General features: G+C 63.2%; 11 protein-coding genes. 5 read left to right on the top strand and 6 right to left on the bottom strand.

What is annotated here, in order from left to right:
- Window positions 1-333: an H-NS histone family protein gene (locus BUA54_RS07145; protein WP_072856533.1), complete on the bottom strand. Its 333-nt coding sequence runs from the start codon at window positions 331-333 to the stop codon at window positions 1-3.
- Window positions 334-426: 93 nt separating this feature from the next.
- The gene (locus BUA54_RS07140) at window positions 427-2409 is read right to left on the bottom strand and encodes a protein meaA (RefSeq protein ID WP_072856532.1); all 1983 of its coding nucleotides are present in this window, start codon (window positions 2407-2409) and stop codon (window positions 427-429) included.
- A gap of 135 nt (window positions 2410-2544) precedes the next feature.
- On the opposite strand from BUA54_RS07140, the gene BUA54_RS07135 reads away from it, so the two are divergent.
- The 5 genes from BUA54_RS07135 (at window position 2545) to BUA54_RS07115 (ending at window position 8818) form a co-directional block, all read left to right on the top strand.
- Window positions 2545-3924 carry a 1-acyl-sn-glycerol-3-phosphate acyltransferase gene (locus BUA54_RS07135; protein WP_072856681.1) on the top strand — a complete coding sequence of 460 codons (1380 nt, stop codon included), beginning with the start codon at window positions 2545-2547 and terminating at the stop codon, window positions 3922-3924.
- Between the two features lie 113 nt (window positions 3925-4037).
- Window positions 4038-5318, top strand: a complete 1281-nt coding sequence (gene ccrA, locus BUA54_RS07130; protein ID WP_072856680.1) for a crotonyl-CoA carboxylase/reductase — start codon at window positions 4038-4040, stop codon at window positions 5316-5318.
- Window positions 5319-5736: 418 nt separating this feature from the next.
- Window positions 5737-6519, top strand: coding sequence for a helix-turn-helix transcriptional regulator (locus BUA54_RS07125; protein ID WP_072856531.1), 783 nt, complete (start codon window positions 5737-5739; stop codon window positions 6517-6519).
- A gap of 81 nt (window positions 6520-6600) precedes the next feature.
- The gene (locus tag BUA54_RS07120; protein WP_072856530.1) at window positions 6601-7239 is read left to right on the top strand and encodes an acyl-homoserine-lactone synthase; all 639 of its coding nucleotides are present in this window, start codon (window positions 6601-6603) and stop codon (window positions 7237-7239) included.
- 40 nt (window positions 7240-7279) lie between these two features.
- Window positions 7280-8818, top strand: coding sequence for an ATP-dependent DNA helicase (locus BUA54_RS07115; protein WP_072856529.1), 1539 nt, complete (start codon window positions 7280-7282; stop codon window positions 8816-8818).
- A gap of 50 nt (window positions 8819-8868) precedes the next feature.
- On the opposite strand, the gene BUA54_RS07110 is transcribed toward BUA54_RS07115, so the two are convergent.
- The 4 genes from BUA54_RS07110 to BUA54_RS07095 all read right to left on the bottom strand — a co-directional run bounded on the left by BUA54_RS07110 (window position 8869) and on the right by BUA54_RS07095 (window position 12704).
- Complete coding sequence (locus BUA54_RS07110; RefSeq protein WP_072856528.1) at window positions 8869-9621, bottom strand: TIGR02186 family protein; 753 nt, start codon at window positions 9619-9621, stop codon at window positions 8869-8871.
- Window positions 9618-10538 carry a sulfite exporter TauE/SafE family protein gene (locus tag BUA54_RS07105; protein ID WP_072856527.1) on the bottom strand — a complete coding sequence of 307 codons (921 nt, stop codon included), beginning with the start codon at window positions 10536-10538 and terminating at the stop codon, window positions 9618-9620. Before BUA54_RS07105 ends, BUA54_RS07110 begins: the two co-directional genes overlap by 4 nt.
- A 71-nt stretch (window positions 10539-10609) precedes the next feature.
- On the bottom strand, window positions 10610-11578 hold the full coding sequence (locus BUA54_RS07100) for an ABC transporter permease (protein ID WP_072856526.1): 969 nt from the start codon (window positions 11576-11578) through the stop codon (window positions 10610-10612).
- A gap of 4 nt (window positions 11579-11582) precedes the next feature.
- Window positions 11583-12704: an ABC transporter permease gene (locus BUA54_RS07095; protein WP_072856525.1), complete on the bottom strand. Its 1122-nt coding sequence runs from the start codon at window positions 12702-12704 to the stop codon at window positions 11583-11585.
- Window position 12705 lies beyond the last annotated feature (1 nt).

Here is a 12705-nt window from a genome sequence, read left to right as displayed (position 1 = left end):
TCAGATTTCCAGCGTCTGCGGGTCGGTGCCTTCGGCCATCGCGGCCTTGTACCATTCCGGCTGACGGCCCTTGCCGGTCCAGGTCTGGGTTTCGTCCGCGGGGTTGCGATACTTCGGCGCCGACATCGATTTGCCGGACTTGCCGCTGCGTTTCACCGCCGCCGGCATGTTGTTCAATTCGTCCAGAGAGAAACCGTAATCGGCTGCCGCCTTTGCAGCCGCATCATGGGCCAGCTTCATTTCCCGTGATTCAACCTTTTCCAGCGCAACTTCCACATCCTTCCGCAGTTTTTCAAGTTCCTTGCGGGACATGGTCTTCAATTCGGCTCTCATTGATTTCTCCTTCAATCAATGTCGTGCGACTGATTCAAACGACACCTGACCAGCCTTTGACCGATCTGAATTACGAAATCAACATAAAAGCAATTATTGCGCCGCGATACTCTGGCTATCCACCAGCGTTACGATATCTTCCATGATCGTGTTCAGCAGAAAATCCTTGGGTGTATAAACGCGAGCCACGCCCATTGACTGCAATCTGCGCGCGTCATCATCAGGAATGATGCCGCCGGCAATAACCGGAATATGACCAAGGCCGGCCGCGTTCAATCTTTTCATGAAGCTTTCGATGAGGGGAATGTGAGAGCCGGAAAGGACCGAAAGCCCGATCACGTGAACATCCTGATCGATGGCGACCCGGACCAATTCATCGGGGGTCAGGCGAATACCGTCGTAGGCGATGTCCATACCGCAATCGCGGGCGCGGGTGGCAATCTGCTCTGCCCCGTTCGAATGACCGTCAAGGCCCGGCTTGCCGATCAGGAACTTCATTCGCCGGCCAAGTTTGGCAGAGACCGCGTCGACCCGCGCCCGGATATCGTCGAGGTTTTCTGTTCGGTTGGACATGGCCTGACTGACGCCGGTCGGCGCGCGGTATTCGCCGAAAGCGTCGCGTATCACGTCAGCCCATTCCCCCGTCGTCACCCCCGCCCTCGCCGCGGCGATGGACGGCGGCATGATGTTGGACCCGTCCAAGGCCGCGCTGCGCAGGTCGCGCAGCGCCTGTGCGACCGCATCCGCATCACGCTCATTTCGCCATTTGTTCAATCGCGCAATCTGGTCGGCTTCGGCAGCGGCATCCGCAACCATGATCGCATCCTCGCCTGCCGTCAGGGGAGAGGGTTCCCCGGCCTGCCATCTGTTGACGCCGACGACCGTTGTCCCACCGGTCTCGATACCGGCGATCCGCGCGGCATTGCTTTCGACCAGACGCCCTTTCATGTAGGCGATCGCCTCGACCGCGCCGCCCATGCCGTCGATGGTCGCCAATTCGGACCGCGCGCCGTCCATCAATTGCGCGACCTTGCGGTCGATTGCCGGATTGCCGTCAAACAGATCATCGAATTCCAGCAGGTCCGTCTCATAGGCCAGGATCTGCTGCATCCGCAGTGACCATTGCTGATCCCAGGGACGGGGCAGGCCCAATGCTTCGTTCCAGGCGGGTAATTGCACGGCGCGGGCGCGTGCGTTCTTCGACAACGTCACGGCCAGCATCTCGATCAGGATGCGGTAAACGTTGTTTTCCGGCTGCTGTTCGGTCAGGCCCAGCGAATTGACCTGAACGCCATAGCGGAAACGACGGTATTTTGGATCCGTCACGCCATAGCGGTCGCGGCAGATTTCGTCCCACAGGGCCACGAAAGCGCGCATCTTGCATAATTCGGTCACGAATCGGATACCGGCGTTAACAAAGAATGAAATTCGGCCGACCATCTGTGGAAAATGTTCGGCCGGGACCTTCGTTTTCAGATCGTCCAGCACCGCCGTTGCCGTGGCGAGGGCAAAGGCCAATTCCTCCTCCGGCGTCGCGCCGGCCTCTTGCAGATGGTAGGAACAGACATTCATGGGATTCCATTTCGGAAGATGCGCGCGCGTATATGCGGCCACATCCGTGATCATGCGCAGGGACGGTGCCGGCGGGCAGATATAGGTACCGCGCGACAGGTATTCCTTGATGATGTCGTTCTGCACGGTCCCCTGCAGCGCAGCCACATCCGCGCCTTGGTCTTCGGCCACGGCGATATACAGCGACAGTAACCACGGCGCGGTCGCGTTGATCGTCATCGAGGTGTTCATCCGGTCCAGCGGGATCCCGTCGAAAAGCGCGCGCATGTCGCCCAGATGATTGACCGGCACGCCGACCTTGCCGACTTCGCCCCGCGCCAGCTCGTGGTCGCTGTCGTAACCCGTCTGGGTCGGCAGGTCGAAGGCCACGGACAGGCCTGTCTGCCCCTTGGCCAGATTGCCCCGGTACAATGCATTGGAGGCGCTTGCCGTCGAGTGACCGGCATAGGTGCGAAACAGCCAAGGCGTGTCGGCACCCATACGGTCCAGAGCGGGGTCGGTCATGGTCAAATCCCTCCGAGTCGAGCGCAACTTTATTTCACAATGTCTCGGTTATAGGAAACTTTGAACCCCGGTCAAGCTGCTGCGACGCAGCATGGCGGGATTTACGGCATCGGGCAAACCTGTCACGGTCTGGCCATGACCCATCCCGTGACATTGCCGCTCTGGACCTTCGTCCTCATCGTGCTGTTCGCCACCGTCACCTTCGCATCGCATTTCCTGTTCCCCTCCGTCCGCTGGTTCTTTCGCAAGCGGGCCGAACGGGTGATCGCCCGCCTGAACACCCGCCTTGCCCGCCCGATCGAACCGTTCAAGCTCGCGCGGCGATACGACATGATCCAGCGTCTTATCTACGATCCGGAGGTCACGCAGGCCATCGTCGACCACGCCCGCGCCAACGACGTGCCCGAGAACGTGGCTTTCGAAAAGGCACGGTCCTACGCCCGTGAAATCGTGCCCGGCTTTTCCGCCACGGCCTACTTCTCCTTTGGGATGCGGCTGGCACGATTTCTGTCGAATACGCTCTACCGCGTGCGGATCGCGACGTTTCCACGGCAGGAACTGGCGGCGCTTGATCCCAAGGCCACGATCATCTTCGTGATGAACCACCGCAGCAACATGGACTACGTCCTCGTGACTTACCTCGTCAGCCGCGCCGGCGCGCTGTCCTATGCGGTGGGCGAGTGGGCCCGCGTCTGGCCCCTGTCCGGCCTGATCCGGATGCTGGGCGCCTACTTCATCCGGCGCCGGTCGCGCGGCAACCTCTATCGCCGGGTGCTGTCGCGTTACGTCCAGATGGCCACCGACGGCGGCGTGACGCAGGCGATGTTCCCCGAAGGCGGCCTGTCCCTGACAGGAGAGGTGAAGGCCCCGAAACTGGGCCTTCTGAACTACATCGTCAGCAACTACCGGCCGCAGGGGCGGGACGTGATCTTTATCCCCGTCGGCCTGAACTACGACCGTGTGCTCGAGGATCAATTCCTGATTGCCGCCGACAAGCGCGGTGTCCGCCGTTTCCGTCCGCCGGCGATGACCGTGGTTCGCGCGATTGGCGGCCACCTCTGGGCGCGCATGACCCGCCGGTTCGACGGCTTCGGCACCGCATCCGTAGGGTTCGGTCGTCCGTTGGAACTCTCGCTCTTTCTCAGGGACAATCCCGACCTGCCGGACGACCCGACGGAGGCCGTGGCCCAAGAACTGATGGACCGCATCAAGGAGGTGGTGCCGGTTCTCGCCACGCCACTCATCGCGCGACTGCTGCTGCGACACCCCGGCCTCGATCGTGATGCCTTGCTGTCAGCGGTGACGGACTGCCTCGCGGCGCTGCATTCACGCCAGATGCCCTTGCCGCAACGGGATACGGCAACGCTGGTGGATGACACGCTCGCCCGCCTGTCCGCCCGCAACCTGATCCACGTGACTCCGCAGGCCATCGCCATCACGCCGAGCGGAGAGGATGTGCTGCGCTATTACGCCAATAGCATCGCCCACCACTTCAAAATTCCACCGCGCAACTAAATTACAAACTATATGCCTTCTGGGGTTGCATAGTTACGCTGCAGTTGCATATTGATGTGCAAAGTGCCGATCTGGCGGCGCGGCAAAGTGATGGTGCGAAGATGGAGACGGACATGGCCCTCGACCTGCAACCCGGTACGAAAACCGATGGCAAGGCGCTTTACGATATTGGCGAGATGCCACCCCTCGGCCATGTCCCTGACCGGATGTACGCATGGACCATCCGAAGAGAGCGTCACGGCGAGCCGGAGCAGGCGTTCCAGGTCGAGGTCGTGGACTGCCCGAAACCCGACAGTCAGGAAGTCCTCGTCATGGTCATGGCGGCTGGCGTGAACTACAACGGTGTCTGGGCAGGCCTCGGTGTGCCGATCTCACCCTTCGACGTGCACAAGGCGGACTACCACATCGCCGGGTCCGACGCCTCTGGCATTGTCTGGGCGGTGGGCGACAAGGTGAAACGCTGGAAGGTCGGCGACGAGGTCGTGATTCACTGCAATCAGGACGATGGTGACGACGAGCACTGCAATGGCGGCGATCCGATGTTCTCGCCCAGCCAGCGGATCTGGGGTTACGAGACCCCGGATGGCTCCTTCGCCCAGTTCACCTGCGTCCAGTCGCAGCAGCTGATGCCCCGGCCCCAGCACCTGACGTGGGAGGAATCGGCTTGCTACACCCTCACGCTGGCGACCGCCTACCGAATGCTCTTTGGCCACGAACCGCACGAGCTGAAGCCGGGCCAGAACGTGCTGGTCTGGGGCGCCTCGGGCGGGCTCGGCTCATATGCGATCCAGCTTATCAACACGGCGGGCGCGAATGCGATCGGCGTGATTTCTGATGAATCGAAGCGCGATTTCGTCATGGCGCTAGGTGCCAAGGGCGTGCTGAACCGCAACGACTTCAACTGTTGGGGCCAGATGCCCACGGTGAACACGGCCGAATACAAGGAATGGTTCAACGAAACCCGCAAGTTCGGCAAGGCGATCTGGGACATTACCGGCAAGGGCAACAACGTCGACATGGTCTTCGAACACCCGGGCGAAGCGACCTTTCCCGTCTCGACCTTCGTCGTGAAGCGCGGCGGAATGGTCGTCATCTGTGCCGGCACGACCGGCTACAACCTGACGATGGACGCCCGCTACATGTGGATGCATCAGAAGCGCCTGCAGGGCAGCCACTTCGCCAACCTCAAGCAGGCATCGGCCGCTAACCGCCTGATGGTTGAACGCCGTCTGGATCCCTGCATGTCAGAGGTCTTCGGCTGGGACGACATTCCCGCCGCGCATACCAAGATGCGCAAGAACCAGCACAAGCCCGGCAACATGGCGGTCCTTGTCCAAAGCCCCCGCACAGGTCTGCGGACCTTTGCCGACGCGCAGGCCGAGGCGCGCGGCTGAGCCTTCCGACCGGCGGATCGAGAAGGGCGTCTGCCGCGGGGCAGGCGCCTTTTCGTTAGCCGCTTCTTTAAGTCTGGCCACCTGCGTCCAACGCGCTGCAAAATCAAGCGACGTCACTGCATCATTCCTGATCAGCACGTTGCGACGATACGGTCCCCCCATATCCGGGGAGGCTTAAGAAGCGAGTATTTTACTCGATTTCGCCATGCTACCTTGGGTTGTTAATTTTTCATTAACCAATAGCAAGGGAATGTGGTCATGGGACAAATGTGGATCATCGACGTTCTGGCCGATCTGGAGTCTTTCGCGACCAAAAACGGACTGCCCCTCGTGGCGGACCGCATGCGCGAAGCCGCAGTCGTGGCAACGGCAGAAATCTCGTCGGGATCCGAAACGCCTTCGGGCCGGGTGAGATTCGATGCGGACCAGACTGAACCGCTTTTTGCAGGATCTCGAATCTGCCGACAGGCTTGACCAGATCCAGGGCCTGACCACGCAGCTGCGTGACGCGCTCGAAATCGACCATGTTGTCTATCACTGGGTAAGCGTGGACGGAGAGCAGTATGGCTTCGGCACCTACGATCCAGCCTGGGCGCAGCGCTATCAGGATCAGGACTACATCCGTATCGATCCGGTGGTGCTCGGCTGCTTCCAGCGGTTTCACCCGGTTGACTGGAAAAGCCTCGACTGGACATCGAAGGCCGTCCGCGCCTTCCGTGCCGATTCGATCGCGCACGGTGTCGGTAATCAGGGTTTCTCGATCCCGATCCGGGGGCCGAATGGGCAGTTCGCCTTGCTTACCTTGTCGCACACCTGTTCCGACGCATCTTGGGAGGCGTTCATGTTCAGCTACCAGCGCGACCTGATCGTCATCGCCCACTATCTCAACGCCAAGGCGCTGACCCTGCAGAAGGGACGCAGGCCCGATACAATCCGGCCCCTGTCCCCAAGGGAGATCGACGCGCTTTCATTCCTCGCCATGGGGTATTCGCGCAGTCAGGCGGCGGATCTTCTGGGCATATCGGAGCATACGCTGCGCGCATATATCGAAAGCGCGCGGCACAAGCTGGGTGCCTTAAACACGGTCCACGCCGTCGCCCGCGCCATCGGCGAGGGTCTGATCATCGTCGGTGGCGCGGCAAGGGAAGCGGCAGGCGGCTGGCCGGGGCAAAATCAGGCGCGAGGTGTTGCGTCCAGCTAGCGCACCGTGCGCGGCCTGACCGAAGCGTTAGGCACGAAACACGAAGGTCACTCCATCGCAACGCCGACGGGGACCTTCACCATGATCCGCTACCTTTACGCCGACCAGCTGCACAAGCACGCCGCCCTGCAAGCCGGCATGCACCGTGACCGCGCCGCCCAGTTCCGCCACCGGCTGAAGTGGGAGGTCACCGTGGACGACAGGGGGTGGGAGCGGGACGGTTACGACGATCTCAACCCTCTATATGTCATCTGGGAACCGACGCCGGGGGTGCATGGCGGATCGATGCGGTTCCTGCCCATGTCGGGGCGGACGATGGTCAACGATCACTTCGCCGACTTGACCACGGGGCCAATCGTCAGTCCGCTGATCTGGGAATGTACCCGCTTTTGTATCGCCCCCAACGCCGGCCCCCGCGTCGCGGGCCTGCTGATGCTGGCGGGTGGAGAATTGATGCGCGCCTTTTCCCTGACCCATCTGCTGGGCGTCTTCGATGCCCGCATGATCAGCATCTACAACGCCGTGGGGGCCGCGCCCGAGCTGCTGGGAACCCGTGGCATCGGGCGCGATGCGATCAGCGTCGGGCTTTGGCCCTATCGTCCCGATGATCGGCTGCGCGTGCTGCGGCGGGCGGGTGTGTCGTCAGAGGTGTCGGAGGCATGGTTCGCGCGATCGTTCGGCCGGTCCGTCGGCGAAAAGGCGGCGCAAATCGCGGCCTGAGGGTCTGGCAGGGGCGGGCGCGGGCAGGTAGGGTCGCGCCATGAACGCCCCCACCGTCATCACCTTCTCCGACGATCAGGCCGCTGCCTGGGACAATGTCGCCGTGGCTCTGCGCCAGTCCGGCATCGACCTGAACGACGACCTGCTGCAACCACCGCAGACCGACGTCAGCGAGGTGCTGGCGGTGATCGGCAAGGCCGGCAGCGGCAAGACGATGCTGCTGGCCGAACTTTACCGCGCCCTGGAGAGGGCGGGTGTGGATATCGTGTCTGGCGACTATGAGGGCAAGAAGCGCAGCAACCGCCGGACGCTGGCGATCCTTGCCCCCACCAATAAGGCCGCGAGCGTGTTGCGCAACCGGGGCGTCCCGGCAACCACGATCCATCGCATCCTTTACACCCCCGTCTATGACCCGGAATACGAGAAGGTTGCCGAATGGCTGGCCGGGCAGGGCGAGCGGCCGGATGTGGAGCAGTTGACGGACGTGGCGCTCGACCGGGCCTTTGCGTCCTACCAGGGCCACAAGTCCATCCCCGCGGCGCTGGCCGCCGCCGGTCTGCGGGGCAGCGATTTCATCACAGGCTGGAAGCGGCGGGAAGAGCCGCTCGATATCGGCTTCGTCGACGAGTCCTCCATGCTCGACGCCAAGCAGTTCGAGGATCTGAAGGAGATCTTTCCGACCCTGCTGCTGTTCGGCGATCCGGCCCAGTTGCCGCCCGTCCAGTCCTCTGGCGGCATGGTGTTCGAGACGCTGCCGGAAAAGCGCGTCCTGACCCTGTCCCGTATTCACCGGCAGGACGCCGACAACCCGATCCTCGACCTAGCCCACGCGCTGGCCGACCCAATGCTGGATTTCTACCATTTCGAGCGGATGGTGCAGGACGCGGCGGAGCGGGACGAGCGTGTCGTCGTTGCGCAAAGGGTCGAGGCATCGCTGATGGCGCGCTCGCCTTGCCTCGTCTGGACGAACAAGACGCGCATCCGCCTGATCCACGCTTTCCGTGCCGCCTATGACGCGCCCTCTGACAGCTTGCTGCCGGGAGAGCCGCTGATCTGCGACGGGATCGAACTACCGATCAAGCATCGCAAGAAGCGGTTGGACCTTGAAGCGCGAGGGCTGATCAAAGGGGCGCAGGTGATCTACCTCGGGCCCGGACAGCGCCCCGGTTTCAGCAAGTTGCATGTCCTTGGTGCGCTCGATCCGCGCATGTCCGCCGCCAGCATCGTCAAGATCGAGCTGGAGGGCGACGAGGAACCCTTCATCCCGTTTGCCGCCAAGATGGGCGCAACGTTCCTGCACGGTGCCGCGGTGACGATTCACAAGGCGCAGGGCAGTCAGTGGGACACGGTGCAGGTCTTTGCCCCCGATATCGAGATGGCAAGCCGCATGGGCCGGGTCGAGGCCGGGCAGCCCCTGTGGAAGCGGCTGGCCTATGTCGCGATCACGCGGGCGGAGACTCAGTTGCGCTGGGTCGTGCGCAATCGTCTGGCCAAGCCTGCCGATCCGTTCCTGCACGTCGACGATCTGGACAGCGGTCCCGCCCCCCTGACGCTGACGGTGCAGGACACCGCGGACTGACGCCGTCCGACCTTACCCGCGGATAAGGTTTCTTTATATTAATCAGTTATTTACCTTTTGAGGGCAGCTGCACCGGCCGACGCGGCCCAGCCGGCCGCGACTGCGATCACCAGTGACAGCAGGCCATAAAGCAGCGGCTGCACGTGGGCGAGATTGTAGAGCCAGCGTTCAAGGCCGACCTTCTGCACCGGGATGACCGTGCTGTGTTCGTCGATCAGCCGCCCGCCGCGGGTCAGGAAGATGCGGGCAAGGTAGTCGCCTTCCAAAAGGTTCGCGGGCAGCCTGAACGACGTCCGGAACAGGGTGTCCTGCTGCAGGTCGACGGTGCCTTCCTTCATCTGAAACAGACCGTTGCGGGCCCGGATGCGGATCAGCGCATCGGTAAAGGCAGCGCTGTCGCTGACCGTGGCGCCCACCGACCGGATCGCGCGGGGAATGGTGATCCGGTGGCGCAGATCTTCGGTATCGCGCAGGATGTCGGCAATCGGTGCACTGGTGGCGACGGCATAGAACGACGGTGCGCGGTCGACCTCGACCTCGTCCGCATTGATCCAGATGCCGAACTGACGCGCCTTGCGAAAGACCGACACCGGCTGGTCCGGACCGGAGACGGCGATGATGACGCCTAGCGGGCCAAGGTCCGTGGGTTCCGGCGCGGTGCGGCTGACGGCGCCGAAGATCAGGATGTCGGACCCGTCGAAGCTGGCCGTGATCGAGACGGAATCCTGACTGAGCCCCAGCACGATGCTTTCGGCCCGCAGGGGGGTGGCGAGGGTCAAAAGCAGGAAGACAAGGCGGATCATGCGGCCCCCGGCACCTTGAGGGTATAAAGCTCTGACGGTTGCAGGATCAGGTCCAGGCCCAGCTTGCCGCAGACCAGCAGCACGAGCAGGGCGAGCAGGATGCGCAGGTTCTCGGCCTTCATGCGCAGGCCGATGCGGGTGCCGACCTGTGCCCCGATGACGCCGCCGACGATCAGCAGCAGGGCCAGCATGATGTCGACGGTATAGTTGGTCGTGGCGTGCAGCATGGTGGTATAGGCGGTGACAAAGATGATCTGGAAGAGCGAGGTGCCGATCACGACCTTGGTCGGCATCCCCAGCAGGTAGATCATCGCCGGGACCATGATGAATCCGCCGCCGACGCCCATGATGGCCGACAGCACGCCGACCAGCACGCCCACAAGTAGCGGCGGAATGACCGAGATATAAAGGCCGGAGACCCGGAACTTGATCTTCAACGGCAGGTTGTGAACCCAGTTGTGGTTCCGTCGCGGCTTGCGCGCACCGCCCGGCTTGCGGGCCTTGCGCATGGCATTCAGGCTTTCGATCAGCATCAGCGCGCCGATGATGCCGAGGAACACGACGTAGAACAGGCTGACCAGCAGATCGACCTGACCGAGCGATTTCAGGTAGTTGAACAGCACCAGCCCCAGTGAGGACCCGATCAGGCCGCCGATCAGCAAGACGGTGCCCATGCGCAGGTCCACCGTCCGGCGCTTCAGATGCGCCAGCAGGGCCGAGAAAGACGAGGCGACGATCTGGTTGGTGGAGGTGGCGACGGCCACGGCGGGCGGGATGCCGACGAAGAACAGGAGCGGCGTGATCAGGAACCCGCCACCGACGCCGAACATGCCGGACAGCACGCCGACGAGGCCGCCCAGACCGAGGATCAGGAAGATGTTGACCGAAACCTCGGCGATGGGCAGGTAAAGTTGCATCAGTCGTCCCGCGGGGGGCTGGTCCGCCAGCCTACCTGACTGCGGATCGGCGGCGGTGTCAAACGGTGAACTCAGCGCTCCTTGACGTAGGGCTCGCCACCGGCGCGGGGCGGGATCGCCTTGCCCACGAAACCGGCAAGGATTACGACCGTCAGGATGTAGGGCAGGGCATCGAGAAGCTGGGTCTGGACGCTGAAGCCCAGCGTGCGCTGGATCAGGTCGGGGCGCAGGGCCAGCGCCTGCAGCAGGCCGAACAGCAGCGTGGCCCAGAGGCAGGGCCAGGGCTTCCACTTGGCGAAGATCAGCGCGGCCAGCGCGATGTAGCCGCGCCCGGCGCTCATGTCCTTGGTGAAGCCCGCCTGCAGGGCGGTGGCGAGGTAAGCGCCGGCGATGCCGCAGAGCACGCCGCAGATGCCGACGGCGGCAAACCGCAGGCCGACGACAGAGACGCCGGCGGTGTCCACAGCGGCGGGGTTTTCACCCACGGCGCGCAGGCGGAGGCCGAAGCGGGTGGCGTAGAGGATCCACCAGGTCAGCGGTACGATCACCAGTGCAACATAGACCAGTGCCGTGTGGCCCGAGATCAGTTCATAGTAAATCGGGCCAATGACGGGCACGTCACGCAGGGCGTCGGCGAAGGGTAGGGTGATCGGGTTGAAGCGAGCCGCGCCGGCCAGCTGCGGCGTGCGGCCGCCTTGGGCGAACCAGCTTTGCGCGATGACGACGGTCAGGCCGGCGGCGAGGAAGTTGATGGCCACACCGGAAATCAACTGGTTGCCGCGAAATGTGATGGAGGCGATGCCGTGGATCGCGGACAGCAGCAGCGAGGCGCCGATCCCCGCCAGCAGCCCGATCCAGACGTTGCCGGTGGTATAGGCGACGGCGGCGGACAGGAAGGCCGCAGCCAGCATCTTGCCTTCGAGCCCGATGTCGAAGATGCCGGCGCGTTCGGAATAGAGGCCTGCGATGCAGGCCAGCAGCAACGGCGTCGCCAGACGGACGGCGGAATCGAGCAGTTGCAGCAGGGTCAGCAGGTCCATGGCATCACTCCGCCGGGGTCAGTTTGGGCTTGGGCTTGGCGGCCCGGCGGCGGGCGAGAAAGAAGCGTTCCAGCGGCATCCGCACCATGTTGTCGAGCGCGCCGGTGAAGAGGATCACCAGTGCCTGGATCACGACGATCAGTTCTCGGGGGATCGAGGTCCAGAGCGCCAGTTCCGCCCCACCCTGATAGAGGAAGCCGAAGAGGATGGCCGCGAGGAACACGCCGAAAGGATGCGATCGGCCCATCAGGGCCACGGCGATGCCGATGAAGCCGGCGCCTTCGACGGCGTTGAGGACCAGACGCTCCGCCTCTCCCATCACGTTGTTGATGGCCATCATGCCGGCGAGGGCGCCGGAGATCGACATGGAGATCACGATAATCTTGGTCGGGCTGATGCCCGCGTATTTCGCCGCCGATTCCGAATGGCCGAAGGCGCGGATTTCGTAGCCCAGACGGGTGCGCCAGATCAGTGCCCAGATCACGACGCAGGCGGCGATGGCCACAAAGAAGCTGACATTGGCCGGGGCGCCACGGAACAGAACCGTGTCGGCGGTCGAGAACATCTCCTGGAAGCTCGGCAGATGGGTGCCGGGCAGGAACTTGCCCGTGGCGGGTTCCATGCTGCCAGCGGGCTTCAGCGCACCGACGAGGAGGTAGTTCAGCAGGGCGGCGGCGATGAAGTTGAACATGATCGTCGTGATGACGATGTGGCTGCCGCGCTTGGCCTGCAGATATGCCGGAATGATCGCCCAGCCAGCGCCGAAGATCGCGGCCCCGACCGAGGCCGCGACCAGCGCCAGCGACCAGTGCGGAAAGGGAATGTAAAGGCAGACCAGCGCCACGCCGAGACCGCCGAGGACGGCCTGCCCTTCGCCGCCGATGTTGAACATGCGGGCATGGAAGGCGATGGCGACGGCGAGGCCGGTAAAGATGAAGTTGGTGGCGTAGTAAAGCGTGTAGCCCCAGCCGTAGGTGGACCCCAATGACCCTTCGACCATGATCTTGAGGGCGTTCCACGGGTTTTCCCCAATTGCAAGGATCACTACCGCCGACAGCGCCGCCGCCAGCAGCAGAGAGATCAGGGGGATCAGGACCACGTCGGCCCACTTCGGCATCACGTCCATG

The sequence above is a fragment of the Loktanella atrilutea genome, from assembly GCF_900128995.1.
Classification (GTDB): domain Bacteria; phylum Pseudomonadota; class Alphaproteobacteria; order Rhodobacterales; family Rhodobacteraceae; genus Loktanella; species Loktanella atrilutea.
The sequence above is the reverse complement of the archived record's forward strand: the minus strand, read 5'-3'. Positions and strand labels throughout refer to the sequence as shown.

Coding starts and splice junctions, on each gene's coding strand:
- BUA54_RS07145 (WP_072856533.1), bottom strand. CDS start 333: ATGAGAGCCGAATTGAAGACCATGTCCCGCAAGGAACTTGAAAAACTG.
- BUA54_RS07140 (WP_072856532.1), bottom strand. CDS start 2,409: ATGACCGACCCCGCTCTGGACCGTATGGGTGCCGACACGCCTTGGCTG.
- BUA54_RS07135 (WP_072856681.1), top strand. CDS start 2,545: ATGACCCATCCCGTGACATTGCCGCTCTGGACCTTCGTCCTCATCGTG.
- ccrA (WP_072856680.1), top strand. CDS start 4,038: ATGGCCCTCGACCTGCAACCCGGTACGAAAACCGATGGCAAGGCGCTT.
- BUA54_RS07125 (WP_072856531.1), top strand. CDS start 5,737: ATGCGGACCAGACTGAACCGCTTTTTGCAGGATCTCGAATCTGCCGAC.
- BUA54_RS07120 (WP_072856530.1), top strand. CDS start 6,601: ATGATCCGCTACCTTTACGCCGACCAGCTGCACAAGCACGCCGCCCTG.
- BUA54_RS07115 (WP_072856529.1), top strand. CDS start 7,280: ATGAACGCCCCCACCGTCATCACCTTCTCCGACGATCAGGCCGCTGCC.
- BUA54_RS07110 (WP_072856528.1), bottom strand. CDS start 9,621: ATGATCCGCCTTGTCTTCCTGCTTTTGACCCTCGCCACCCCCCTGCGG.
- BUA54_RS07105 (WP_072856527.1), bottom strand. CDS start 10,538: ATGCAACTTTACCTGCCCATCGCCGAGGTTTCGGTCAACATCTTCCTG.
- BUA54_RS07100 (WP_072856526.1), bottom strand. CDS start 11,578: ATGGACCTGCTGACCCTGCTGCAACTGCTCGATTCCGCCGTCCGTCTG.
- BUA54_RS07095 (WP_072856525.1), bottom strand. CDS start 12,704: ATGGACGTGATGCCGAAGTGGGCCGACGTGGTCCTGATCCCCCTGATC.